We start from the raw sequence: 26,475 nt of genomic DNA on the forward strand, positions 1-26,475 counted from the left end.
TCCACGGCAGACGGCCCTCTTTGTAGGAGCGCACTCGGGCGCGAACGCATTCCCGTCAAACCCACCGCACCCAACAGACCCTCGCCGCCGCTCTACACCACGCCCGGCATACGCGCAGCAGTCGACCCACGCACCACGCAACGTCCAGTCATGACCAAGCGGCGGATCGGCAATTGCCGATTGCTTAACCGTTCCAGCAGCAGCGACATCGCCGCCCGGCCCATGTCTTCCACCGGCTGCTCGACCACAGTGATGCCCGGCTCGACCAGATCGGTCCAGCGCTCGTTGTCGAACCCGGCCAGGGCCAGATCCTGCGGCAGGCGCAGGCCGGCGGTGCGTGCAGCCTTCAGTGCGCCCATCAGCAGCAGGCTGTTACTGGTCACGATGGCCTCGGGCCGCTGGTCGTTGGCCAGCCATGCACCCAACTCGGCAATCGCCGCCTCGGCGGTGGGCGCCACTTCGCGGTAATCCGGCTGCAGCCCCTGCGCGCGCATCGCGGCCAGGTAACCATCGCGGCGCTCGGCCGCCGTGGTGCTGGTGCTGCCGAACAGCCCGCCGATGCGCCGGTAGCCCTGCGCCTGCAGATGCGCCACCAGCTCGGCCATGGCCGCGCCGTTATCCAGCACCACACTGTCGTAGCGGCTGCCGGGGCCGGCGCGATCCACCAGCACGGTGGGGTAATCCAGCGCCAGCTCGTGCATGCGCCCCACCGTGACCCGGGTCGGCGCAAAAATCAGCCCGGTGATGCGTTCTTCCTGCATCAACTCCAGGTATAGCGCCTCTCGCTCGGGATCTTCATCGGTATTGCACAGCGTCACGCGCATACCGGCCCTGTAGGCGACCTCTTCCACCGCACGGATCAGCGCCGTGAAGTACGGGTTGCGGATGTCGGCCACGATCACCCCCAGGATGCCGGATTGCTGGGATCGCAATCGCCGCGCCATCAGGTTGGGCCGATAGCCGGTCTGGCGCACCGCCGCTTCCACCTTGGCACGCACTTCCTCGCTGACCGGGCCGCTGCCCAGCGCGCGCGACACCGTGGACTTGGACACTCCGGCCACGCGGGCCACGTCATTGATGCTGATACTCACTGGGACCGTTCCCGCTCCATTTTGCGCACCCTGACCCAGGCGCGGTGTCGGTCTTGATGCTAACCCGAAAGCACTACAGCGTTTTTGTGCACCGCACATTGACCTGGATCGTGGGAACGTTCCCACTATACTTCCCAGCCCGACCTCATCCGGAGCCCGCCTTGTCCTCTCCGTCGCCCGCCCCCGTCACCCCCGACCTTGTGCGCCTGCGCGCTTCTGCCCGCGACAAGGACGACGCCATCGCCCAGGCCGCCCAGTTGCTGGTCGCGGCCGGCTGCGTCGCGCCGGGCTACGACGCCAGCATGCGGCGGCGCGAAGGCCTGGCCAATACCTTCCTGGGCCACGGCCTGGCGATCCCGCACGGCGTCGGCGAAGACCGCCACCTGGTGCGCCGCGACGGCATCGCGGTGCTGCAGCTCACCGATGGCGTGGAATGGAACCCCGGCCAGATCACCCGGCTGGTGGTCGGCATCGCCGCGCAGTCCGATACCCACATCACCCTGCTGCGCCGGCTGACCCGGTTGATCCAGGACCCGGCCCAGCTCGAAACGCTGTTCAGCACCGACGACCCCGGCGTGATCGTCGCCGCGCTCACCGGCGACCGCGCGCCCGAGACCAATGCCGCGCCGGCCACCGATCTGGCCGAAACATTCGAATGGACCATCGCCTACCCCAGCGGCCTGCATGCGCGCCCGGCCACCCGCTGGGCCGAAACCGCGCGCGGCTTCTCGGCCCGTGCGCAGGTGCGCGCCGGCGACCAGGCCGCCGATGCCAAGAGCCTGGTCGGCTTGCTGCAGTTGGGCCTGCGTGCCGGCGACAGCATCACCGTGTCGGCCGAAGGCAGCGACGCAGCGGAACTGCTCAAGCGCCTGCGCGCCGTCATGGACAGCCTCACCGCGCAGGAAAAAGCCGATGCCGAGCGTGCCGCGCAACGCCGCGCCGCCCCGGTGGCCGGCTGGACGCCGCCGCAGGCGCAGCCGGCCATCGTCGGCATCGGCGCCAGCCCGGGCGTGGCGATCGGCATCGTGCACCGCCTGCGCGCCGCGCAGACCGAGGTCGCCGATCAACCGGTCGGCCTGGGCGATGGCGGCGCATTGCTGCACGACGCACTGACCCGCACCCGCCAGCAACTGGCGGCGATCCAGGACGACACCCAGCGCCGGCTCGGCGCCTCGGACGCGGCCATCTTCAAGGCCCAGGCCGAACTGCTCAACGACACCGACCTGATCACCCGCACCTGCCAGCTGATGGTCGAAGGTCACGGCGTGGCGTGGTCGTGGCACCAGGCGGTGGAACAGATCGCTTCCGGCCTGGCCGCCCTCGGCAACCCGGTACTGGCCGGCCGCGCGGCCGATCTGCGCGATGTCGGCCGCCGCGTGCTGGCCCAGCTCGACCCGGCCGCCGCCGGCGCCGGACTCACCGACCTACCCAACCAACCGTGCATCCTGCTCGCCAGCGACCTGTCGCCTTCGGACACCGCCAACCTGGACACCGCGCGCGTGCTCGGCCTGGCCACCGCGCAGGGCGGGCCGACCTCGCACACCGCCATCCTGTCGCGCACGCTCGGCCTGCCGGCACTGGTCGCGGCCGGCGGCCAGCTGCTGGAGATCGAAGACGGCGTCACCGCCATCATCGACGGCAGCAGCGGGCGCCTGTACATCGACCCGTCCGAGCAGGATCTGGATGCGGCCCGCACCCATATCGCCGAGCAGCAGGCCATCCGCGAGCGCGAAGCCGCGCAGCGCGCGTTGCCGGCCGAAACCACCGACGGCCACCACATCGACATCGGCGCCAACGTCAACCTGCCCGACCAGGTCGCGATGGCGCTGACCCAGGGCGCCGAAGGCGTTGGCCTGATGCGCACCGAATTCCTGTTCCTGGAAAGCGGCCGCACGCCCAGCGAAGACGAACAACATGCCACCTACCTGGCGATGGCGCAGGCGCTGGATGGCCGCCCGCTGATCGTGCGTGCGCTGGATATCGGCGGCGACAAGCAAGTGGCGCATCTGGAATTGCCGCACGAAGAAAACCCGTTCCTGGGCGTGCGCGGCGCGCGCCTGCTGCTGCGTCGCCCCGACCTGCTGGAGCCGCAACTGCGTGCGCTGTATCGCGCCGCCAAGGACGGGGCGCGGCTGTCGATCATGTTCCCCATGATCACCTCGGTGCCGGAACTGGTGGCGCTGCGCGCCATCTGCGCACGCCTCCGCGCCGACCTCGACGCACCGGAGGTGCCGATCGGCATCATGATCGAAGTGCCGGCCGCCGCCGCGCAGGCCGACGTGCTGGCGCGCCACGCAGACTTCTTCTCGATCGGCACCAACGACCTCACCCAGTACGTGCTGGCGATCGACCGCCAGAATCCGGAACTGGCCGCCGAAGCCGACAGCCTGCACCCGGCGGTGCTGCGCATGATCCGCAGCACCATTGACGGTGCGCGCAAGCACGATCGCTGGGTCGGCGTCTGCGGCGGCCTGGCCGGCGATGCGTTCGGCGCCAGCCTGCTGGCCGGCCTGGGCGTGCAGGAATTGTCGATGACGCCCAACGACATCCCGGCGGTCAAGGCACGCCTGCGCGGCGCCGCGTTGAGCCAGCTGCAACACCTCGCCGAACAGGCGCTGGCCTGCGAAACCGCCGAACAGGTGCGCGCATTGGAAGCCAAGCGCGAGGACAAGGCATGAGCCTGCAGGCCATCACCGTCACGCTGAACCCGGCGATCGACCAGACCATCCAGCTCGAACACCTGCAGCCGGGCGCCGTGCACCGCGCCAGCAGCGTGCGCAACGATGCCGGCGGCAAGGGCATCAATGTGGCCGCGTGCCTGGCCGACTGGGGCAGCCAGGTTGCCGCGCTGGGCGTGCTCGGGGTCGGCAACGCCGGCGTGTTCAAAGCGCTGTTCCGCGAACGCGGCATTGCCGATCACTGCCAGCGCGTGGCCGGCGAAACCCGCACCAATCTCAAGCTGGTCGACGCGCGCAGCAACGACACCACCGACATCAACCTGCCCGGCCTGCGCTTGGGGCCTGCGCACCTGCAAGGCGTGGCCGACCATCTCGCCCCCCTGCTGCGCCCCGGCCTGCCGGTGGTGCTGTCGGGCAGCCTGCCGGCCGGGCTGCCGGACGACAGCTGGGCGCGACTGCAGGCCCAGGCCAGCGCGGCCGGTGCGCGCGTGCTGCTGGACACCAGTGGCATGCCGCTGGTTAGAGCGCTGGAAGCCGCGCGCCAGGCGCTGCCGTACGCGGTCAAGCCCAATCGCGACGAACTCGCAGCCTGGACCGGCCGCCCGTTGAACGATCGCGGCGCACTCAGCGCCGCCGCGCACGAACTGATCGCCCGCGGCATCCAGCTGGTGGTCATTTCGATGGGCACCGAAGGCGCCCTGTTCGTGCAACGCGACCAGCGGCTGATCGCCCGCCCGCCACGCCTGGCGCACGGCAGCAGCGTGGGTGCAGGCGATGCGATGGTGGCCGGCCTGGCCGCCGCCTCGCTCGATGCCGCGACCACGCTGGAGCAGTGCGCACGGCTGGCCACGGCGTTTTCGATGTGCCGGCTGGAAAGCGGCGACGCGCGCCGGATTACGCCAGAGGGCGTGCGCCGCGCCGCAACCAAGGTCGTGATCGAAATGCTGTCATGAGCCGCCATTGGCCACTGCCGATGCATGCACCCAGGCGGCCGTCGGGCCGGCAGTTGCATGCCGCGGCAGATCGCGCGCGTCACCGCCACGCATAACGCTTGAAATTCCCCCCGCCGACAACACCGGCGACCGCAACACAGCAGGAGTTTTGCCATGTCCTCTTCCATCGTGGTCATCGCCGCTGGCGAACGCAGTACCGAAGCCGTCCTGGCGGCCGAAGCGCTGCGCCGCGCGGCCACTGCCGCCGGCCGTCGCGTGACGATCGAAATCCGCAGCGACCAGGGCGTGCTCGGCGCCTTGCCGGGCGAACTCGCCAGCAGTGCCGCCCAGGTCCTGGTGGTCGGCGACGCCGATGCCGACACCACCCGCTTTGGCGATGCGCAACTGGTGCGCCTGAGCCTGGGCGCGGTGCTGGACGACCCAGCCGCTGCGATCGGCAAGCTGGCCGCACACGCCGACCCGGCCGTCGCCGGCAATCCCGGTGGCACCGCTAGCGGCAACAAGCGCATCGTCGCCATCACCTCCTGCCCTACCGGCATCGCGCACACCTTCATGGCCGCCGAAGGCCTGCAGCAGGCCGCCAAGAAACTCGGCTACCAGATGCGGGTGGAAACCCAGGGCTCGGTGGGTGCGCAGGACGCGCTCACCGACGACGAAATCCGCGCAGCAGACGTGGTCATCATCGCGGCCGACCGCGAAGTGGACCTGGCCCGCTTCGGCGGCAAGCGCGTGTTCAAGAGCGGCACCAAGCCGGCGATCAACGATGGCCCGGCGCTGATCAACAAGGCGCTGGCCGACGCCAGCGTGCAGGGCGGCGCGACTCCTGCCACCGGCACCGCCGCCAGCGGCACCGCGAACAAGGGCACCGGCCGCACCGGCGCCTACAAGCATCTGATGACCGGCGTCTCGTTCATGCTGCCGTTCGTCACTGCCGGCGGCCTGCTGATTGCTTTGGCATTTGCCCTCGGCGGCATCTACGCCGGCGACGATGCGCACCAGGGCACGCTGGCTTGGTCGCTGTTCCAGATCGGCGCCAAGGCCGGCTTCACCCTGATGGTGCCGGCCCTGGCCGGTTACATCGCCTACTCCATCGCCGACCGCCCCGGCATCGCGCCCGGCATGATCGGCGGCCTGGTCGCGGCCAATCTCAACGCCGGTTTCCTCGGCGGGATCATTGCCGGCTTCATCGCCGGCTACGGCGTGGCGGCGCTCAACCGCTACATCAAGCTGCCGCGCAACCTGGAAGGCCTCAAGCCGGTGCTGATCCTGCCGGTGCTGGGCACCCTGCTGGTCGGGCTGGCGATGATGTACGTGTTCGGCCAGCCCGTGGCCGACCTGCTGGCCTGGCTCACCGCCTGGCTGCGCGGCATGCAGGGCAGCAGCGCCTTGCTGCTGGGCCTGTTGCTCGGCGGCATGATGGCTTTCGACATGGGCGGACCGGTCAACAAGGCGGCCTATGCGTTCTCCACCGGCCTGATCGCTAGCCAGGTCTACACCCCGATGGCCGCTGCCATGGTGGCCGGCATGACCCCGCCGCTGGGCATCGCGCTGGCGACCTGGGTGTTCCGCAACCGCTTCACCGTGGAAGAGCGCGGCTCGGCCACTGCCGCCGGCGTGCTCGGGCTGGCCTTCGTGACCGAGGGCGCCATCCCGTACGCTGCGCGCGACCCGTTGCGCACCATCCCGGCGCTGGTGATCGGCTCGGCCGTGGCCGGCGCCATCTCGATGACCGCCGGTGCCGAATTGAAGGCACCCCACGGCGGCATCTTCGTGCTGCTGATCCCCAACGCCGTCACCCACCTGCTCAACTACGTGCTGGCCCTGGTGGTCGGTGTGGTGGTCACGGCCATCGCGCTGCGCCTGCTCAAGAAGCCGGTGACCGACGTCGTTGCCTGAGGCACCTCCGGCGGCACGGACCTGCCGCCGCACCTGACGCGCCCGCGTTTTCCCGCGCGCCCCTGACCTGCTTCACCGCTGCGCGCACCCAGGTGCGCTGCCAGCGGCATGCCCACCCACATGTTGTCGCGTTCGCCACCACGGCCACGCCCTTTTGTCCGGAGTCCTGCCATGACCGCTCTCGCCCCCCGCCGTGCCCGCCCCCGCCTGCTGTGCCTGTCGCTGACCTTGGCACTGACCCCGCTCGCCCACGCGCAGGATGCCGCCGATGCCTTCAAGCTCAAGCTGGGCTACACCGGCGAAGCCGCCTCGATGATCGACGGCGGCCGCAAAAGCGGCGACGCCTACGCCGGCCAGTTGATGGTCGGCACCGATGTCGACATGGACCGCCTGTTCGGCTGGAACGGCGCCACGGTGAAGTTGTACGTCAGCAACCGCCACGGCACCAACCTGGCCAACAGCAGCATCGGCAACAGCACCTCGGTGCAGGAAATCTACGGCGGCCAGGGCACGCGCCTGGCCAACTTCACCCTGCTGCAGAAACTTTTCAACGACCGTCTGGAACTGGAAGCCGGCCGCAGCGTGGCCAACATCCACTTCCTGGGCTCGGACCTGTGCCAGTACTTCCAGGGCAACTCGGCCTGCGGCAACCCCACCTTCGTGTTCCGCACCAGCAACTTCACTTACTGGCCGGTCTCCAGCTGGGCCGCGCATGCCACCGCCTGGGTCACACCGAAGGTCTATCTGCATGTCGGCGCCTACGAGGTCAACCCCATCCAGGCACAGGACGGCCAGCACGGCCTGAACTGGAGCACCAACGACACCACCGGCGTGGTGGTGCCCTATGCCGGTGGCTACAAGAACAAGGGTGGCGACGGCAGCATGGCCGCCATGTACGAACTGGGCGGCTGGCAGGACAACTCCGACTACACCGACCCGCTGCGCGACCGCAATGGCAACCCGGCCGTACTGAGCGGCTTGGGCTATGAAAACAAGCAAGGCCGCTCGGGCATGTTCGCCCGCTTCGAACAGCAGGTGACCAACCCCGACCCGTCGGGTACGCGCGGCCTCACCGTCTTCGGCGCCATGCTCAAGAGCACCGGCGGCCAAGCCATCGAAGACCATTTCATCCAGCTCGGCCTGGTGCAGAAAGGTACCTTCGCCAGCCGCCCGCAGGACAACATCGCTTTCGTGATCACCCAGCAGAAATACAGCGACGAAGCGATCGAAAACCTGCGCCTGGCCCGCGCCTCCGCCGGCGGCACCGGCACCCCCGCCGACAACCAGATCATGATGGAGCTCAGCTACGGCATCCAGGTCACCAAGCGCCTGCGCATCGCCCCGAACCTGCACTACGTGATCAACCCCGACCAGTTCAACGAACCGACCCGCACCAACGATCTGAAGAACGCGTTGATCGCGGGCATGCGGATCGACTGGAATCTGTGAGCCGCAGAGAAGCTGCGCGCGTTGCGCGCATGCTTGGCGGGCACCATTGCCTGCAGTGGGTGGTGGGTGCGTTGCACTTACTGCAGTGCAACGCATTGCGTCGACTCGGTTGGCCTGGGCATTTGCCGGATTTGGCCAATGAGTTCGATGAGCCGCTTAGGCGCGACCGCACGCGAGGTGGCTTTTTCGACCGCCCCTGTCGCGCAAGCCAGTGGCTGTAATGACGACGTCGCATCATTGCGAATCTGATTTTGCACGCAGATTGATCGCTCTGTATTGCCGCTGGTTGCCGTAACGCGGCCCATTCTTCTCCAAGGTGGCACAGAGCCGGCCTTCGCCACAGGGAGCTAGGTCCGCACGGGACACGCGATCCAGGTAGTCGATGGACGCTCGGAGCTGTGCGAGTTCGGTTCGCTTTTCGGTAACGATGCCAACCGAATAGGCCACCGCCCCCAGCGCTAGCAAGCCCGCCAAGAGCATCGTGGCCGATGCGATCCACATGCGCCGAGTGCTCCGCGTTTCCAAGGACTGCTGGGCCTGCGCGTAACGTCGCGTGGCTTGCTGCAATGTCTCATCCGCAGTCGCCATTTCTTTGTTGAATCGCTTGGCGGCTGGCTCCAGCGTCTGCGTCAACGCCTGATTGGTCAGCTGCGTCAGTCTCGGCAGTGCGTTGTCCAATGCCCTAGTGACCTTGGCATCGGCATTGCTGGCGGCGTTCTGGAGCACATGGAGTTGCTCGGCGACCACCTCGCGCAACCGTTGTTCGCGCTGCTGCATGGATGCCACCAGCGTCGTCAGCACTTTGACCGTCTCTTGCAACGAAGCGTTCGATGCATTCAACGTGGCCATCATTTCCGCCATTGCGGCGGCGTCTTGCCTATCCATGAGGTTTCCTGAGCTCGGCTGGTCACGGAAGCGATTTTGACTAACCGCCGCCCCCTCCACCACCACCACCTCCTCCCCCGCCTCCACCGCCGTCTCCACCCCCACCGCCGTCCCCTTGGGGACCGCTCTGCATCGGTCCCTTGGCAAACTCCGGCAGCGTCATCACCATGACCGGCCCGCGGCTGGTGTTGATTTCCGCTGAGACATCCATCCCCAGCGCCTGACGTGTGGTGGCGAGCTCCTGGGCCTCCTGCTGGGCTTGAGCCTCAAGGAACTCGTTGCCTCTTTTGATGAGCGCCTGCGTCGCTGCGCTGTTGGCGACCCGATTCAGCGCTTGCTCGATCGCCAACTCGTTCTTGCTGTCGAGCGCATAGAGCACTTCGTCCACGTCAGGGTCGCCCGTGATCGATTTGCGCTCGGCCTGCGAAGAATCGTTTGGCGCATCCCCTCCCCCCGGATCGACCGAGCGCTGAGCTAGAGGTGGAAAGGCATCGGTTTGCTCAGCAGCTTCACTAGGCGAGCGGTGACTTGGTGGGTGGGCGCTGAATGCATCCATGCTTCCACCCTCCTGGTCTAGCGCCCTCTTTTGAGCGAAGGGATAAGGTTCTCCGCGCTCGCGATACTCCCTCCATTCCTGGTGGAAGCGTTCGTCTTCCCGATCCGCCGCCTCAATCTCCTGTTGCAGTTGACGCAGCGAGCGCATGGTCTCTTCCAGGAACAGGGCGCCACCCGGGTCTGCGGCGCTGCGTTCCCGCGCGGGGGTCGATTGGGCTTGCTGGTTTTCCGCGCCTGATGGCTCTGAGGGAAAGCGATTTTCTACTCTATTCCCCAGCGATCGCCCGTGTGTTTGCGCGAGAGTTGTTGGGGCCAGCAAAGCCACCCCATGCTCAGCGAGCGAGCCACCTGAGAAACAGGCCTGCTCTGTCTCCGCATGCCGTTCAGAAGTGGAGGAGTCCGCGGATTGCGATGCAGTCAACGGTTCTGCTGCCGTAGGCGTTGTTGCGGATATGACGCGAACCGGCGCTGCCTCCTGCTCACGCGCCACGTCTTGCTGACGGACCGACGCTTGCTCCATCTCTGCTTGCTGCGTTTGCACCTGGGGATGCAGTGCTGGCGGCACCACGTCGGCCTGCACGCTTTGCATAGGTTCGTCGCCGGATTCCCTGCCCCCAGAGGGAGGCCCATGGAGGTGCGCAGCATCGCGACTCTCCAACGCATGCGTTTCCAGCGCGCGTGCCGCTTCTTGTGCTTGATGCGGCTGTGCGTCGCCTGGACCAGGCGCCTGCATCCGTGGGTCAGGTGTGGTGTGAGCCGGGTGTTCGCCTGCCCATTGGTTATGCGCTTCTAGCTGCTGGTAGGCGTCTGCCTGCTGCAACTCGGGCTGCGGCGTTTGCTGAGCCAGCGCCGCATCCGGAGCGTGCGGCTGAGGATCGGCTTGCTGCGAGGAGTGCTGGCTGGGGTCTTGCTGCTGCGCTTGCTGAGCCTGACGTTCCTGGACTTCGACCCGCGTGGCTTCTTGAGCCTGGCGCTCTTGCTGCTCCCGTTGCTGGTTGTCTTGGGCTTGGCGCTCCTGCGCCTGACGTTCCTGGAAATTCCTTTCCTCACGCTCCTGCAGTTCGCGTTGCTGGCTGGTCTGTGCTTGCTGCTCCTGCACTTGCCGCTCTTCTGACTCCCGCTGCTGCTCGGCTTGGCGCTGACCTTCCAGCACGGCGTGGGCCTGGATTGCTTGTTCGTTCTGCGCCCGCTCTTCGCGCTCCGGCTGTGCCTGTTGGAGGTGCTCGCGCACCTGCGCGGCGTGCTGCTCTTGCGCGAGGCGATCTTGCTGTTCGCGTTCTTGCCGCGCCTGCGCCGCGACAGAGGCTTGCAGGTGCGCTTGGATATCCAGCACCTGCTGCGGATTGGACGACTCGGAGGCCGAGGTGTCCGCCTCTGCCGTTCCCTCAGGCGCGCGCCCTAGGCTTGGCGACTGTAGTCGATTGCCTTGCGCCTCGCTCAACGCCTGCCGGATGGCTTCGCTGCTGGTCACGGCCACCACACGAGTGATTCCATCGCTGTCGCGCTGGAGGTGCGCGATGGGGCTGTCATACCCGTATTGCCCCGACGCATTGCGTTGTAGCTGCTGCATGGTCGGCCCGGTGATGCCATTGGCGTCCCTAGTCCGCTGCGCGGCCAGCGCCACTGCCTGCTGAGTCTGAGGGTTCACGTTCAAATCGACGCCTGCGGCCCGGTAACGGTGCAGCAGCTCGTTGTGCTCTATCTGCGCAGCCGTAGGGGCGGGAAGCGCCTGGATCGCTGCCAGGGTCTCCTGGGCACGCTCCACCGACGGCTGGCGCACCTGGTTCGTCAACTCCAGTTCCACCGCCAGGTTTCCAGTAGCCACCCCATCCTTCCCAGCCCACTGTCCAGCGTCGTTCCGCTGGTAGACCTGCCCGTCGTGTCCCTGCACCTGACCTTGCTTGGCGAGGACACTTTCCACGGCTGCCGGCACTTCCACTCCATAGTCGCGGGCGCGCTGCGCGGCATGGTTTTCCAGGTAAGCGGCGGCGATGGCTTCGCGTCCGGTGGCGATGTTGCTCTCGATGCGACTGAGGGCTTCTTGGTTGAGCTGTTGCGCGCGTTCCGGAGAGGCGGTCTGGTGCTCGTAGCTGCCCCGGTCGTTGGCACCGGACACGGCGGTTTTGACTTGGCGTTCCCATGCCTGGCTCTCAGGATTGCGGTGCCAGTTCTGGTTGTCCAACCCGACTTGGTCGCTGGCCCGTGCAGGGAGGTTGAACGGGTCCTGCGGTGCAGGAGCTTTGCCCAGCGCCAACTCCACTGCCTTGGCGTTGGCCAGCGCGCCCAGTTCCTGGGATTTCTCATAGCTGGCGACTACGGGCTGCTCGCCGCTTGTGCGCCGGCCATCCGGAGCGAGCTCGATGGCCGCGTCGCGCTGCCAGTTGCGACCGTTGAACTGCCACTCCACGCCAGCTTTGTCGGTCTGGTGGTAGATGGCGCGGTTGTCCAGCAGATCGGCGCCTTTGTCGAACGCCTTGCTCATCAACAGCGCGTCGCCAACCATCAACGCAGCCGGCACGAAGCCGCTTCCTCCCAAGGCTGCTGCCGTGGACGCACCACCGGCCCAGCCACCGACATTGCGGGCCAGTGCATGGGTAACCTCAGACTGCGCGGCCGTGGCATTGCCTTGTTCCAGCAGCTCGGCCGAACGGCGCGCGGTCAGCACTGCATCAGCACCTGTCGCCAACAAGCCACCCGAGCGCACCAAGGTACTAGCCGACGCATTGCCCAGCAGCATTTCTATGGATGCGGCACCGCTTTGACCGCGAGGAATTCGCAGCGATCTGGCGGCTTCTTCGCCCAAGGTGTTCTCAACAACAGCAACACCCCCCGGCGATATGGTCAAGCGTCCACCGTGGTAAGCGTTTGAAATAGCCTGAGACAAACCATGCCGCTGGAGTTCGACTGCACCACCGCGGGTCAGAGGATTGGGGACGCTCTGGATATGTTGGAGTGTGGCCACCACACGGCCTTCGGTGTGGGTGACCACAGCCCAACCATGATCTCCTGGCACGTAACCCTTCAGGCTCAGAAGTTGCGCAACATGGGCCTGTCCGTAGGCGACTTCGTCGCGAAAGAAATTCTGGACGCCTGGACGGATGTCGTCGGCGCGAAGGCCAAGTGGCGCATTGGTGTGCAAATCGCCATTAATCAGTCCCACACGCACTGTGTCGCGGAGGGTCTCTACGCGACCTGAAATTCTTCCAAGTGCGTCCAAGTCACCTGATAGGGCCTTGATGCCATCAGGGGTTTGCTCAAGGCGCCCCAAGCGATCAATTAGCCCATTCTGGTAATCAGAGATGGGTCCACCGCTATGCGGCGTGGTCCCCAAAGTCTGAGCAAACGCGGGATCTGCAGGCAGAAAAATGCGATTCTCAGGGGCATGAATATCAAAATATCCCGCGTCCGAGAGCCCCTTAAGTAGCTGGCTTCGCTCTAGCGTTTGTTGCTCAATGGCGTGGTGGTCTTGGAAAATAGGTCCGTTGCGTGGCATGGATCAGATCCTTCCTAGAAGCCATTGCTGCGCGGCTAGATGTCCGAAGCATCGATAAACCAAAGCCCATCAGCATCGGTGTCGGTCTCGATACCTGCCGCTGCGGCTGCATCCTTAAAGACTTGATCGCAGAATACCCGGCCGGTGTAAGGCGTCTTGAAGACATGCGCCGGACCCAAACGCACGCGGTCGAACGTTACACTGGCGCCGCCGGTCAGATCGTAAAACTTGCCATTGACGAAGTCTTCGGTTGTGTCAATGAAGAGCTTGGACGCTTCTTCGTCCAGTGCGTCAATCTCTTGGATCACGTCACAGAGAAAGTAGGGTGGCCCTTTCGCACCATCAGCCAACCGATAGTCCACCTCTGCGAAAGCGAACGCAGTGGGATCGACCGAGGTCATGACTTGAAAGAGTCGTTCGGATACAAGCCAGTATCCACTGAAGCCAGGCTCCAAGTCCTTAGGAGGTGGGCCTTTGCTGGGGTGATAGACCAAACGCGGCGTTTCGCGCAACGGAGGGAAACCACCGCCTTCAGGCCTCAGAATCAGGCGCGGGGGTGACAACAAATTCTTGACGTTCTCAAAGACAACGCCGTTCACCGGTCCGTTGATCGTGCCCGCTTCGAGGATAAAGAACTCACCAGCCTTGGGCTGATTGGCTGTCGTCGTTTCCATCGGTTGTATCCGTCATTGATTTATGTCGCCGGGATCATTGCGGCAAAGTTTAGCGCCGCAGTCTCATTTCTGGGCAGATGGTGCAACGGTGGTGTCCTGTCCGCTGCTCTGACGCTCCCAGGTCTGACAATCGGAATTGCGGCACAAGTTTAAGATGCCCATAGCCTGGGCATGCCCTTCGTCATGCGGCATGAAGAATCAATTTTCAGGTGAATCAATGTCGAAGCGATCTGAGTTCGACAGCACCCGCAAGATGCGGCTGTAACGAAGGGTTTGCTGCTCGAACCCATGATGATCATGAAAAATAGGGCTGCTGCGCGGCATGCTCCCTGCTCCTTATGTGTTGCCCAGATGCGGCTAGACGTCTGATGCGTCGATAAAAGAGATGCCGCTTTCACCAGCATCATCAGGAATCCCCGCGTCATGGACCGCATCTTTGAAGGCTTGGTCGCAAATCAAGAATGAGCTGAACGGCGTAAGGAAGACGTGTGCTTGACCCAGGACTTCCGGCCTAAAGGCCAAGCTGGCTCCCCCTCCCACCGAGTAGAACTTGCCATTGACGTAGTCGTCGTCTACTTCAATTTGTAGCTTCGAAGCAACTTCGTCCAAGGCATCAAGCTCGCGAACAACGTCGCACAAAAGGTGGCGCGGACCTCTGGCACCGTCGGCCAAGCGGTAATCTACCTCCGCAAAAGCAAAGGCGTCGGAGTCCACCGACACCATGACATCGTGGAGTCGCTCAGAAACCAGCCAATAGCCACTAAATCCCGGCTCTAGATCCCGCGGGACTGGACCTGTCTTTGGGTCGTAGGTCAGCTGAGGTGTTTCGCGGAGCGTCGGAAATCCTCCTTCCTCCGGCCGCAGGATCAACCGCGGAGGGGAAAGCAGGTTGCGAACATTCTCGAACCTCACCCCACAGGGCGGTCTGTTGCTCTCCATGTCTGCTTCGACCATGTAAAAGCTCCCGGCCGTCGGCTGATTTGGCGTCGTTGATGGCATGCGTTTCATCCCTTCCGTGCGGTGTGGTCTCAGCTGACAGAAAGAGCTTAACTCGACCGCTTTGCCGACCCAAGCAATAAGGCAACGGAGAGGCCACATTCCACTTGCCGCCCGGATCGCAGGCTCCTGCCACCGATTACCAAATGATCCACCACCCAAATATCGAGAGATGCCAGCGCCTGCTCTCGCAAAACCTGGGTGGGAAAAGCCCCCCCGCTCTGAGCGTTCGCCAAATCTGAAGCTACGTGGCCATCGCCAATTTCATTGCTAGGGTGATGCCGCCTAGCGCCATGTTGGGGCGCTAATGGTTGTACGTCCATAGCCAGCGCATACGGCTGCCAACCGGGCAGTCCCGACAACGGATAGTATGATTCGGCCGGGGCAAGCAGTTGCTTCCACGGAACGATGCGCTCCATCTCCGCAAGGAAGATCTCGCGCCGGATCTGCTTGCGCTTGCCCAGGCCTTCAGCGTCACCGAACTTCAATTGCATGGATGCCTCTTCACTCCGAACCAATAGGGTTGCGCATTTGTGGCACGTTGTTCAGAGGTTCCTTAGACCTACAGCAGCGCATCCAACGCAGCCAAGATTTCCGGCCCGGTGGTAATTGCCCAATCAGCCACCCGAGGATCGACGCTTGCGCCGTGCGCAGCCTGATTTCCGGCTGCGACTAGGTCTTCCAAGCCGCTAGCGACGCCATAAGGAATTATCTCGCGACGTGTTAGCTCGCGAATCAACTTCGATAGCGAGCCCCAATTCATAGGCAGGTCGTGGCGCTTGGATAGTTGCCGAATGCGTTGCTCAATCTCGATGCGTAGGCCGACTAGCGCAAGATTTGGATCCTGATCTGCTACCGAAACGTAGCTTGGCTGGGATTGTGTAACGGGCGGTGGCTGATGGGAAGCCGTGGGAGGAGGCTCTGAGGAAGACGTTACCTTTTCACCAGCCTCTCGAAGGTCTCTAAATTTGACTTCCCAGCCGCCCGGGAATTTTGCACTTTCGATCAGTTCCGACAGCCACGGCAGCACCGCTACGATCATCAGACCGAGCGTAACCAAGTCAATCTTGATCTCAGGAAAAGCGATACGCACTGCGATAGCAGAAACCGCCACAACGGAGATGACTGCCTTCAACCAGTTGATGGAAATTTCCTTGTTTCGCCAAGACATGGTGTTTGGTCTGCAGGTCTAACGCCTGAATTAAGCCGAGCCGAGAATCGGCTTCTGCTTGCATGAATTGTTAGGTGGCACTTTGCAATGCATAACGAACCGCCCAATAAAGAATGTACGAAAGCCCTACCATCGAGAGGACGACGCTGGAGTAACGCACTAGTTTGTTGGGGCGCGGCGCCGGAATTGCCTGAACAATCTCTGCGAGTCCGTCATCACTCTTTGATGGCCATGAGACTTGATTCCATACGGTTGGCTCCTCATACAAATACGAGATCGTGACCTGCTCTTTTGGCGCGAGGGTCGGGATCAAAATCTGAAAAGTTCCGGATGGACTGAATTCAAAGTTGTAGTGCATTGGGGGATTGACTTTAACGCTTACGCTGGCCAGAGGCACCCCGTGTGGGACACGTACATTAGCCGCCGACTTTTTGCCAGCGTTCTGAAGCACGACGCTATGCATGTGCGTCTGCGGTGCGTTGTTGCTGGGAAAGGCTGCTACGTTACCAATGTATGTCACTAAGCGCGATTTGCCCTCCAAGTAATGCTTGATGAGCACCGCAACAATGAGCGACAAGAGCGGCGCGGCGATCTTTGCTATTAGGTCAATGTCCATTGAACTCCCCTGTGCCGCCTAATGATTGAATTAAGTCGCGCCATGAAGTGGCGTCTCGTTGAAGGAGTGGTTAGGCGGCGACCTCACAACAACCGATGCAGCGGATGTTTCTTTGCTGCAAAGCTGAGTACCCAAGGCGCCTCCTCACGGGTGTAGATAAAGCGCTGCGTGTTGTGCGCGGATCTGCGGTTGAGTTCCAGAACAATGGAGCGGTCAGTCGTAAAGTATTGGGGTCTTTCCGAATTAGCCCTGTTTGCCCAAAAGCAAACCTCCGAACTAAGCGGAAAGCTCAGTTCGGATTCGTGCGCGGCGATGCCCACTGACCTGAAGAAAAAAGTCGGATTGTCACAGGTGATGAAGCTTTCGCCAGGGCTGACTAGGAAGTGCCAATTCATTGATAAGAGCCCTTGCACAGTTCTGGGTGTCGCTCCGCTTTTCAGTGTGTGGTGCCAGAAGTAGTCCGGCGGGTCTTCCTTGTATGCGGAGATGATCCGACCTACTTCTTCCTTGCGCCTAGTTGCGGACTCTGCGAGATCCGGTTCAGACGCGGCTATTGCGTCCAATTGCTGCACGACCTGCATCTTGATCGTCTCAGCTAGGCTCGGTATGTACCCTGCCACTCGCTTGCGCCCAGCAGGCACGCGCTGCCACATGGCGATGATGTAGGCGGCAAGTACCTCACGATCCTCGTCTCTGAGCTTGAGCCGCTTACGCGCTCGGTCGATCACGTCTTGGGCTGGCCCTTCGACAACGTTTGCTAGGTGCTTTTCTAGCTCCTCGGTGTACATGACGGTTTCATTAGCTAGCGACTTGACCTGTGTACGGAAAGATCGGCGCGCCCGAACGTCATGTCCCCACACCCTGACTCCATCAGCGAATCCGAGCAGGTAATGCTGGGGCAAGTAATGGTGTCCCATAGCCACCTAACGCCTGAGTTAAGCAGTGCCGCGAAGCGACACGGCTTGAATGAATTGTTAGGCCCTTACTCGCGCGGGTACCAACCGTCTTTGTTGCGTTCTGGCAAAGGCACCCCTTTGCTATGCAAGTGCTCGACAAATCGATCCTCTACGATCGGACCCCATCCGTCATGGTTGCTCTCCCAGCACGTGCGGCATACGGCTAGCTGGTAGCTAGGAATAAACTTGCCAGCATAAATATGCGGCCCGAACTGGAACGAAGAGCCGCACAAATCGCAGTTGTACATGACTTGGGCTTGGGCATCTGCGGATCTCCTTTGTGCGGCCTAACTACTCTTGGACCGCCGAAATGCGGTGTTGCACTGAGTATCTTCGATCGCTAGCACTTTGTGAATGGGAAAAATCCTGGCCGCGATCACGGGATAGCATGATGGAGAGCAGCCTCGGCCATGCAGATGCTTGGAGTGTTATCCAGCAAGGACGCAGACGTAGGCGGTGCTGGTGTTTCTCTCCCGCGAACTATCGCGTATCGATCGGCATCACTTGTCCGACGAAATCCCTGGCGTTCACAATCTTGAGTAGTGGCGTCACAGCGCATAACCGTGCAGTCACGACGTCCACCGCCAGAAACGAAAAAACCGCGCAATGCGCGGTTTTTTCGTCACACCTTTTGCCAACCCATCAAGGACGGCGCGCCAGCGCCTCCACGTCCTTGGCCTTGGGCAGCAGATCCTGCTTGGTCACCGCGAACGGCCCGATGCTCAGCATCGGCACGGCTACGATCACCGAGGAGATCACCACGATCACCGCGCCAATCATGTGCGTCTCGGCCAGGCCTTCCATCGACTCGCCACCATAGATGTACAACGCCAACGCCGACAGGAAGAACATCACCGCGGTGATCACCGTGCGCGACAGCGTCTGGTTGATCGAACGGTTGAGCACTTCCAGCGGCTCCACGCGCAGGGCGCGGAAGTTTTCGCGCACGCGGTCGAACACCACGATGATGTCGTTGATCGCAAAGCCCATCACCGACAGCAGGCCGGCCAGCACGGTCAGGTCGAACTCGCGGCCGGTCAGCGACACGAAGGCCACGGTGACCAGCAGATCGAACAACGCGGTCAGACTGGCGACCACCGCGAACTTCCACTCGAAGCGGAATGCGATGTAGATCAAAAAGCCTACCAGCATGAACACCGTGGCATACACACCGTTCAACGCCAGATCCTTACCGACCTGCGGGCCGACGAATTCGCCAGGCTGCACGGTGGCCGGATTCTCATCGCTGGTCACCGCCTTGCGCACATCTTCGGCAACGGTGCGAGCGGCGTCGTCGCGATTGTTGTTCTGGCCATGCGGCTGCAGGCGAATCATGACTTCATTGCCGCCGCGGGCGTTCTGCACCTGGGCGTTTTCGAAGCCGGCCTTGGACAGCCTTTCGCGCACCTGGTCCACGTCCACGGTCTTCTGGAACGAGGTCTGCACCAGCGTGCCGCCGGTGAATTCCAGCGCGTAGTTGAAACCCTTGCCGACGATGATGCCGACCGAGGCGACTGCCAGCACCAGCATCAAAATGAGCACCGGCTTGCGCCAGCTCATGAAATCGATCTTGGTGTCGTTCGGAATCAGATGAAGCGGAAAAATTTTCATTGAAAGATCTTCCTAAGCAGTCCGCACATGGATGTGCGGGCTCTCGCGAGGGACTCGCATTACAGACGGGCTCTTGCGAGGGACTCGCATTAAATAGCGACAGACTTCAGCTTCTTGCGGCTGCCGTAGATCAACACCGCCAGCGCACGCGAGACCGTGATCGCGGTGAACATCGAGGCGAAAATACCGATCATCATGGTCAGCGCGAAGCCCTTCAGCGGGCCGGTGCCGAACGCATACAACGCCACCGCCACGATCAGGCCGGTAAGGTTGGCGTCGAGGATGGTGCCGCCGGCCTTTTCGTAACCGGCCGCGATCGCCGATTTGGCCGGTACGCCCAGGCGCAACTCTTCGCGGATACGCTCGTTGATCAGCACGTTGGCGTCCACCGACAGACCGACCGACAGCGCCAGGCCAGCAAAGCCCGGCAACGTCATGGTGGCACCGAACAGCGACATCACCGCCACCACGATCAGCAGGTTGAACAGCAGCGCCACCGAGGTGATCGCGCCGAACACGCGGTAGTAGATGGTGAAGAACACCAGCGTAAACAGGAACGAGTAGACCACCGCCGTGACGCCGCGCTCCACGTTCTCCGCACCCAGGCTCGGTCCGATGACGTATTCCTCGACGAAGTCCATGGGCGCGGCCAGCGAGCCGGATTTCAGCAGCTTGGCCAGGTTCTCGGCTTCGGTCTTTTCCAGACCGGTGGTCTGGAAGTTCTTGCCGAACACGCCGGCAATGCGGGTCGGCGACAAGGCTTCTTCCTTGACCCGTACGCTGCGCACTTCCTTGCCGTCGACCATGGTCACGGTGGGAATGCGCTCGATGTAGACCACCGACATCAGCTTGCCGACGTTGGCGCTGGTGTAGTCGAACATGCGCTGGCCGGCGACGTTGTTGAGCGTCACCGCCACTGCCGGCATGCCGTTCTGGTCGGTGCTGACCGATGCGCTGACCATCTGGTCGCCGGTCACCAGCGCGCGCTTGTTCAACAACACCGGCGCGTTGCTGTCGCGCAGGCGATAGACCTTGGCCTCCGGCGGAATGTTGCCGCTGCGCACGGCATCGTCGGCATTACCGTCGACCACGGCGCGGAATTCCAGCGAGGCGGTGGCACCGATCAGGCGCTTGGCTTCGGCGGTGTCCTGCAGACCGGGCAGTTCAACCACGATGCGGTCCTCGCCCTGGCGCTGGATGGTCGGCTCGGACACGCCCAGTGCGTTGACGCGGTTGCGCAAGGTGGTGAGGTTCTGCTCGATCGCACCGCTGGCGATCTGCTTGAGCTCGGCCTCCGGCACCTTCACGGCGATGTTCTGGCCGCTGACGTCGTAGGTCAGGGTCGGCTGCGCCTTGGCCAGCGTCACGCGCGCGGCGTCGGCATTGGCGCCCTCGCCCAGGTTGACCTGGATACTGTTGTCGGCGCGACGTTCCACCGAGCGATACGGGATACGCGCATCGCGCAAGGTGGTGCGGATGTCTTCGGCAAACCCGTCCAGGCGCTTTTCCAGCGCGGCCTTCTGATCGACCTGCATGGCGAAGTGCACGCCGCCCACCAGGTCCAGACCCAGCACCATCGGCCGGCCGCCCAGCTTGGCCAGCCAGTCCGGCACGGTGGAGGCCAGGTTCAGCGCCACGGTGTAGTTCTCGCCCAGCTGCTGACGCAACACGTCGTTGGCGCGCGTCTGCGCCTGCAGCGAAGGCAACCGCACCATCAGGCTATCGCCTTCTTTTGTGATCGCCTTCGGGGTGATACCGGCGCTCTTGAGCTCACCGTCGATGCGGCTGCGCAATGCGTCGTCGAGCTGCGCACCGCGGCTGGCGGTGATCTGCACGGACGGGTCCTTCTGGTACACGTTGGGCAACGCATACAGCGCGCTGACGGCCAGTACCAGCAGGATCAGGAAGTACTTCCAGCGAGGAAATTCGAGCATTGCGACAGTCCCGCGTGGCACCATCCCGGCGCCGCGCCTAGCAGTGAGAACGACTTCAAGCGACCGGTACAACGTCGCCAATGGTCTTCAGATGGATACGGGCGGTACAGCGGAACCGGTGGGTCACAACCTCCGGTTCCACCTGGCGACTGCGCCTGCCTGACAGCGGCGCAGCCGTGGCAAGACGCGTTTAGCTTGCCGACTTCAGCGTGCCCTTCGGCAGCACATGGCCCACGGCGCTCTTCTGCACGCGGATACGCACGTTGTCGGCCACTTCCACGCTGATGAAGTTGTCGCCGATGTCGGTGATCACGCCCGCAACACCGCCGGAGGTGATCACTTCATCGCCGCGCGCCAGCTTGTCCAGCAGCGCCTTGTGTTCTTTCTGACGCTTCATCTGCGGGCGGATCATCAGGAAGTACATCACGGCGATCAGGATGATCGGCAGCGCGAAGGTGGACAGGCCTCCCATCGGGCCGGGTGCCGGCGCGCCGCCGGCGGCCTGCGCCTGGGCAGCGGGGATCAGGAAATCGAGCAGATTCATTCAGTGCATCCTAGTTTGGTGCCAGCGCGCCCATGGGCCCGCTCGCTATTCAGGTACCGCCGGGGCGGAACAGCCGGGAATTATGCCACGCAGGTTCCACGCCGTCCGCGCCGGGGCGCGGACGGCCGGTCTCAGCTGGTTTCCCCCGGCAACGGCGGCGTGGTGGCGCCGCGTGCCGCATAGAAGGACCGCCGGAACTCCACAAAGGTTCCCGAAGCGATCGCCGCACGCATGTCGGCCATCAGTTTTTCGTAATACCAGAGGTTATGCAGGGTTCCCAGCATCGGCGCCAGCATTTCGTTGCAGCGGTCCAGATGGCGCAGGTAGGCGCGCGTATAGCCGCTGCTGCAGGCATGGCAGCCGCAGCCCGGCTCGATGGTGTCCAGGTCGCGTTCGTACTTTGCGTTGCGGATGCGCACGGTGCCGAAGGAGGTGAAATAGTGGCCGTTGCGCGCATTGCGGGTGGGCATGACGCAATCGAACATGTCCACCCCGCGTGCCACGCCTTCGACCAGGTCTTCCGGGCGGCCCACGCCCATCAGGTAACGCGGGCGCTCGGCCGGCAGGCGCGGATGCAGGTGTTCGAGCATGGCGTTGCGCTCGTGCTCGGGCTCGCCCACTGCCAGCCCGCCGATCGCATACCCGTCGAAACCGATGCCTTGCAGGCCATCCAGCGAGCGGCTGCGCAGGTCCGGATGCACCCCACCCTGCACGATGCCGAACAGCGCCGCATCGTTGCCCAGCCCGTCGTGCGCGTCGCGCGAGCGCTGCGCCCAGCGCAGGCTCAGCTCCATCGAGCGTCGCGCGACGTCCTCGGTGGCCGGGTACGGCGTGCACTCGTCGAAGATCATCACGATGTCCGAATCGAGCACCTTTTGAATTTCCATGCTCTCTTCGGGGCCCAGGAACACCCGCGCGCCATCGGTCGGCGAGGAAAAGGTCACGCCCTGCTCGGTGATCTTGCGGCGATGCGCCAGCGAAAACACCTGGAACCCGCCGGAATCGGTGAGGATGGGCCCATCCCAGCGCGCAAATCCGTGCAGCCCGCCGTGATCGCCGATGACCTCCAGGCCCGGGCGCAGATACAGGTGGAAGGTGTTGCCCAGGATGATCTCCGCACCCAGCGCGCGGATCTGCTCGGGCAGGATGCCCTTGACCGAGCCATAGGTGCCGACCGGCATGAACGCAGGGGTTTCGACCGTGCCACGCGGAAAGGTCAGGCGCCCACGCCGGGCATGCCCGTCGGTGGCTTGGAGCTGGAACTGGAGTCGGGACATTGAGGGGCCGGGAATGGGGAGTCGGGAATCGGGAATGGGAAGAGCGGTTGGCAGGTGGCTGATCGTTCGGCGGGTCCCGCCTTACGATTCCCGATTCCCGACTCCCGATTCCCCGCCCCATAACAACATCGCATCGCCGTACGAAAAGAAGCGATAGCGCTGCGCGATGGCGTGGTGGTAGGCGGCGAAGATGCGCTCGCGGCCGGCGAAGGCGCAGACCATCATCATCAAGGTGCTTTCGGGCAGATGGAAGTTGGTGACCATCGCGTCGACGCTGCGGATGCGGTAGCCGGGCAGGATGAAGATCTGGGTTTCGCCAGCGAATGGCTGCAATTCGCCTTCGGGCGCGGCCTCGGTCTTGCGCCAGGCGCTTTCCAGCGAGCGCACCACTGTCGTGCCCACCGCGATGACGCGGCCGCCGCGGGCGCGGGTGCGCCGCACCTGTTCCACCAATGCGGCACCGACATTCAGCCATTCGGTGTGCATGACGTGCTGGTCGAGCTTGTCCACCCGCACCGGCTGGAAGGTGCCGGCGCCCACATGCAAGGTGACGTGGCCGAACTCCACCCCGCGCTCGCGCAGGCGCGCCAGCAGCGGCTCGTCGAAGTGCAGCCCGGCGGTGGGCGCGGCGACCGCGCCGACTTCGCGCGCGAACACGGTCTGATAGCGCTCGCGGTCTTCGACACCCGGCTCGCGGCGGATATACGGCGGCAGCGGCAGGCGGCCAGCCTCCAGCAGCCAGTGCTCCAGCGGGGTCGGGATCTGGAAACGCAGCAGATAGAACTCGCCATCGCGGCCCAGCACCTCGGCCTGGCCGCCGGCATCGAGCGCGATCACGCTGCCGGCCTTGGGCGACTTGCTGGCGCCGATCTGTACGCGCGCCTCGCGCTCGCCAAGCAGGCGCTCGATCAGGATCTCCACTCGCCCGCCGCTGGCCTTCTGCCCGAACAAGCGCGCCGGAATGACCCGGGTGTCGTTGAAGATCAGCAGATCGCCGGGCTGCAGCAGCTCGGGCAGATCGCGCACCTGGCGGTCGCCGAAGGCCGCTGGCGCCGGCGGCACCACCAGCAGGCGGCTGGCGGCACGTTCGGCCAGCGGCGCCTGGGCGATCAGTTCTTCGGGCAGCTCGTAATGGAAATCGGACTTCTTCAAGGCCGCAGGATCGTTGGCGGAGTAGCCGCATAGTGTAACTGCGGCGGGGATTGGGGATTGGGGATTGGGGATTCGTAAGAGCAGGGTCCAGGGACCGAACGCTGTACGACGCAAGCTGGCCCGCTTTTACGAATCCCCAATCCCGAATGCCCAATCCCGGCTCATTCACCGCTCGAACTTGGTCGACAGGATGATCGCGCTGGTCGTGCGCTCCACGCCGTCGATGGCGCCGATGGCGTCGGTGAGCACGTCCATCTCGTTGACGCCGCCGACCACGCCCAGGGCGACCAGGTCGTAGGCACCGCTGACCGAATGCAGCAGGCGCACTTCCGGGATATCGCGCAGCGCCTTCACCACGGCCGGCATCTTCTTGGGCAACACGGTGATCAGGATGTGCGCACGGATGCGGCCCTGTTCGTAGTCGTCATGCGTGCGCACGGTGTAGCCGCTGATCACGCCGTCGCGCTCGAGCTTTTCGATGCGGCTCTGCACGGTGGTGCGCGAGAGCCCAAGTCGCCGCGCGATCTGGGCGGTGGACGCGCGCGCGTCCTCGCGCAGCAGCGACAACAGGCGTTCGTCGGAGGGGGTGATCTTCACTATTGCGCATTCGTTTCGGCGAATCGACGAAAATACCGCACTTCCTGCCCAGATTCACGCTGCCAAACGCCGATCTTCTGCCGATAATAGGAAGGGAACGCCACCTTTGAAGGAGATGCGCCATGTCCGTCCTTGCCCCGCTCGCCCCGCTGCGTGCCCATGCCGGCCGCCGCCTGACCGAAGGCCTGGACGACGCGACCATCGCGCGCCTGGCCGTCAGCCACCCTGACCTGCAGCAGGCCATCCATGCGGCAGCAGCCGAGTACGCGCTGGTGCGCGATGACGCCGCCGACCTGCTGGACCTGGACGAAGAGGCCCAGATCGGCGCGGTGCAGGAAGGTTTCATCAATTTCTATGCCGACGACGCAGTGACGCCTTACGTGGCACTGGCCGCACGCGGGCCATGGGTGGTCACGCTCAAGGGCGCAGTGCTCTACGACGCCGGCGGCTACGGCATGCTCGGCTTCGGCCATACGCCGTCCGCGGTGCTCGAGGCCATGGCGCGCCCGCAGGTGATGGCGAACGTGATGACGCCCAGCCTGGCGCAGCGCCGGCTCGATCGCGCCCTGCGTGCCGAGATCGGCCACAGCCGCGGCGGCTGCCCGTTTGCACGCTTCATGTGTCTCAATTCCGGCTCCGAAGCGGTGGGCCTGGCCGCCCGCATCGTCGATACCAACGCCAAGCTGCACACCGACCCCGGCGCGCGGCACGCCGGTGCCACCATCAAGCGCCTGGTGGTCAAGGGCAGCTTCCATGGCCGCACCGATCGCCCGGGCCTGTACTCGGATTCCAGCCGCAAGACCTACACCAAGTATTTGGCCAGCTATCGCGACGAGGATTCGGTCATCGCAATCGCCCCGTACGACGTGGCCGCGTTGCAACGCGCCTTCGATGAGGCCGCGCGCAATCACTGGTTTATCGAGGCGGTGTTCCTGGAGCCGGTGATGGGCGAAGGCGACCCGGGGCGTGCGTTGCCGGCCGAGTTCTACGCCGCGGCGCGCGCGCTGACCCGTACCCATGGCAGCCTGTTGCTGGTCGATTCCATCCAGGCCGGGCTGCGCGCGCATGGCGTGCTGTCGGTGGTGGACTACCCGGGATTCGAGCAGCTCGACCCGCCGGACCTGGAAACCTATTCCAAGGCGCTCAATGCGGCGCAGTACCCGCTGTCGGTACTGGCGGTGACCGAGCACGCCGCGCAGGTGTATCGCAAGGGCACCTACGGCAACACCATGACCACCAACCCGCGCGCGCTCGATGTGGCCTGCGCCACCCTGGCGTTGTTCACCCCGCAGGTGCGGGACAACATCCGCATCCGCGGTGCGCAGGCGATTGCCAAGCTGGAGGCGCTGCAGGCCGAACTCGGCGGCTTGATCACCAAGGTGCAAGGCACCGGCCTGTTGTTCTCCTGCGAACTGGCACCGCAATTCAAGTGCTACGGCGCCGGTTCCACCGAGGAGTGGTTGCGCCACCGCGGCGTCAACGTGATCCACGGCGGCGAGAATTCGCTGCGTTTCACCCCGCACTTTGCGATGGATGAAGACGAACTCGATCTGCTGGTCGGCCTGATCGCACGTGCGCTCAAGGAAGGCCCGCGTCAGGTGCAGGCCGCAGCGGCCTGATTTGCTCCACGCGGCACGCCGGCGCGCATGTCGTCGGCGTGCGGCAGATGGCTGACAGGTCTTCCACCAGCTCTCTGCGCGGCGCCCTGGAACCGCGATCAGCGCCGGCGACAGTGGCGCAAGTCTTCGGTTGCGTCCAGCCGATCCAGGCTGGGTCATCAGCCATTGTCCCGACTGCGTTGCCTGGTCTGAATTTGCGCAATACCTGCAACACACGATGCGAAGCCACGAGAACATGCAAGCTTGCGCTTGCATAAATCGCCTGCAGCATGCAGGGCGATGACCTCACCCAGATTCGACCTGAGCGGCCCTGCCCCAGGTCGATTGC

20 protein-coding genes and 1 pseudogene are annotated in these 26,475 nt (G+C 64.1%); 5 read left to right on the forward strand and 16 right to left on the reverse strand.

Annotated elements, in window-relative coordinates; all coding sequences use genetic code 11:
* Positions 1-92: 92 nt before the first annotated feature.
* On the reverse strand, positions 93-1,091 hold the full coding sequence (locus HLH45_RS16980; protein WP_008571279.1) for a LacI family DNA-binding transcriptional regulator: 999 nt from the start codon (positions 1,089-1,091) through the stop codon (positions 93-95).
* 161 nt (positions 1,092-1,252) lie between these two features.
* On the opposite strand from HLH45_RS16980, the gene ptsP reads away from it, so the two are divergent.
* From ptsP to HLH45_RS17000, 4 genes are all read left to right on the forward strand, one after another.
* Complete coding sequence (gene ptsP / locus HLH45_RS16985) at positions 1,253-3,769, forward strand: phosphoenolpyruvate--protein phosphotransferase (protein ID WP_033478426.1); 2,517 nt, start codon at positions 1,253-1,255, stop codon at positions 3,767-3,769.
* Complete coding sequence (gene pfkB, locus HLH45_RS16990) at positions 3,766-4,722, forward strand: 1-phosphofructokinase (RefSeq protein ID WP_008571277.1); 957 nt, start codon at positions 3,766-3,768, stop codon at positions 4,720-4,722. Before ptsP ends, pfkB begins: the two co-directional genes overlap by 4 nt.
* 153 nt (positions 4,723-4,875) lie before the next feature.
* Positions 4,876-6,618: a PTS fructose transporter subunit IIC gene (locus tag HLH45_RS16995; RefSeq protein WP_008571276.1), complete on the forward strand. Its 1,743-nt coding sequence runs from the start codon at positions 4,876-4,878 to the stop codon at positions 6,616-6,618.
* A gap of 171 nt (positions 6,619-6,789) precedes the next feature.
* A complete protein-coding gene (locus HLH45_RS17000) occupies positions 6,790-8,067 on the forward strand; it encodes a carbohydrate porin (protein WP_008571275.1) in 1,278 nt (425 codons plus the stop codon).
* A 234-nt stretch (positions 8,068-8,301) separates the two neighbouring features.
* On the opposite strand, the gene HLH45_RS17005 is transcribed toward HLH45_RS17000, so the two are convergent.
* The 15 genes and pseudogenes from HLH45_RS17005 to HLH45_RS17070 form a co-directional block, all read right to left on the reverse strand.
* A complete protein-coding gene (locus HLH45_RS17005; protein ID WP_033478427.1) occupies positions 8,302-8,952 on the reverse strand; it encodes a hypothetical protein in 651 nt (216 codons plus the stop codon).
* A gap of 40 nt (positions 8,953-8,992) precedes the next feature.
* The gene (locus HLH45_RS17010) at positions 8,993-13,000 is read right to left on the reverse strand and encodes a hypothetical protein (RefSeq protein WP_074053098.1); all 4,008 of its coding nucleotides are present in this window, start codon (positions 12,998-13,000) and stop codon (positions 8,993-8,995) included.
* A 35-nt stretch (positions 13,001-13,035) separates the two neighbouring features.
* On the reverse strand, positions 13,036-13,674 hold the full coding sequence (locus tag HLH45_RS17015; RefSeq protein ID WP_008571680.1) for a DUF1629 domain-containing protein: 639 nt from the start codon (positions 13,672-13,674) through the stop codon (positions 13,036-13,038).
* Between the two features lie 198 nt (positions 13,675-13,872).
* Positions 13,873-13,998, reverse strand: a complete 126-nt coding sequence (locus HLH45_RS21940) for a hypothetical protein (RefSeq protein ID WP_267459826.1) — start codon at positions 13,996-13,998, stop codon at positions 13,873-13,875.
* Positions 13,999-14,031: 33 nt separating this feature from the next.
* A complete protein-coding gene (locus tag HLH45_RS17020; RefSeq protein WP_171309886.1) occupies positions 14,032-14,673 on the reverse strand; it encodes a DUF1629 domain-containing protein in 642 nt (213 codons plus the stop codon).
* 320 nt (positions 14,674-14,993) lie between these two features.
* Positions 14,994-15,164: pseudogene (locus HLH45_RS21860) on the reverse strand (IS5/IS1182 family transposase); the annotation flags it as partial.
* 68 nt (positions 15,165-15,232) lie between these two features.
* Entirely contained in the window at positions 15,233-15,841 is a 609-nt protein-coding gene (locus HLH45_RS17030) for a DUF4145 domain-containing protein (RefSeq protein WP_008571684.1), read from the reverse strand.
* A 70-nt stretch (positions 15,842-15,911) separates the two neighbouring features.
* Positions 15,912-16,457 (reverse strand): hypothetical protein, encoded by a 546-nt coding sequence (locus HLH45_RS17035; RefSeq protein ID WP_008571685.1) that lies wholly within the window; start codon positions 16,455-16,457, stop codon positions 15,912-15,914.
* Between the two features lie 83 nt (positions 16,458-16,540).
* Entirely contained in the window at positions 16,541-17,374 is an 834-nt protein-coding gene (locus HLH45_RS17040; protein WP_008571686.1) for a DUF4238 domain-containing protein, read from the reverse strand.
* Between the two features lie 681 nt (positions 17,375-18,055).
* Positions 18,056-19,024 (reverse strand): protein translocase subunit SecF, encoded by a 969-nt coding sequence (gene secF / locus HLH45_RS17045; RefSeq protein WP_008571687.1) that lies wholly within the window; start codon positions 19,022-19,024, stop codon positions 18,056-18,058.
* 89 nt (positions 19,025-19,113) lie between these two features.
* On the reverse strand, positions 19,114-20,958 hold the full coding sequence (secD, locus tag HLH45_RS17050; RefSeq protein WP_014090428.1) for a protein translocase subunit SecD: 1,845 nt from the start codon (positions 20,956-20,958) through the stop codon (positions 19,114-19,116).
* 190 nt (positions 20,959-21,148) lie between these two features.
* Positions 21,149-21,502 (reverse strand): preprotein translocase subunit YajC, encoded by a 354-nt coding sequence (gene yajC / locus HLH45_RS17055; RefSeq protein ID WP_003489768.1) that lies wholly within the window; start codon positions 21,500-21,502, stop codon positions 21,149-21,151.
* Positions 21,503-21,633: 131 nt separating this feature from the next.
* Positions 21,634-22,779 (reverse strand): tRNA guanosine(34) transglycosylase Tgt, encoded by a 1,146-nt coding sequence (gene tgt, locus HLH45_RS17060; RefSeq protein ID WP_008574416.1) that lies wholly within the window; start codon positions 22,777-22,779, stop codon positions 21,634-21,636.
* Positions 22,780-22,860: 81 nt separating this feature from the next.
* Positions 22,861-23,931, reverse strand: coding sequence for a tRNA preQ1(34) S-adenosylmethionine ribosyltransferase-isomerase QueA (queA, locus tag HLH45_RS17065; protein ID WP_008574413.1), 1,071 nt, complete (start codon positions 23,929-23,931; stop codon positions 22,861-22,863).
* Positions 23,932-24,096: 165 nt separating this feature from the next.
* A complete protein-coding gene (locus HLH45_RS17070) occupies positions 24,097-24,528 on the reverse strand; it encodes an Lrp/AsnC family transcriptional regulator (protein ID WP_008574410.1) in 432 nt (143 codons plus the stop codon).
* 122 nt (positions 24,529-24,650) lie between these two features.
* Here HLH45_RS17070 and HLH45_RS17075 point away from each other — a divergent pair, with 122 nt between their 5' ends.
* Positions 24,651-26,147: an aminotransferase class III-fold pyridoxal phosphate-dependent enzyme gene (locus HLH45_RS17075; RefSeq protein WP_008574408.1), complete on the forward strand. Its 1,497-nt coding sequence runs from the start codon at positions 24,651-24,653 to the stop codon at positions 26,145-26,147.
* Positions 26,148-26,475: the final 328 nt, after the last annotated feature.

It is taken from the genome of Xanthomonas euvesicatoria, from assembly GCF_013112235.1.
Lineage (GTDB): Bacteria > Pseudomonadota > Gammaproteobacteria > Xanthomonadales > Xanthomonadaceae > Xanthomonas > Xanthomonas euvesicatoria.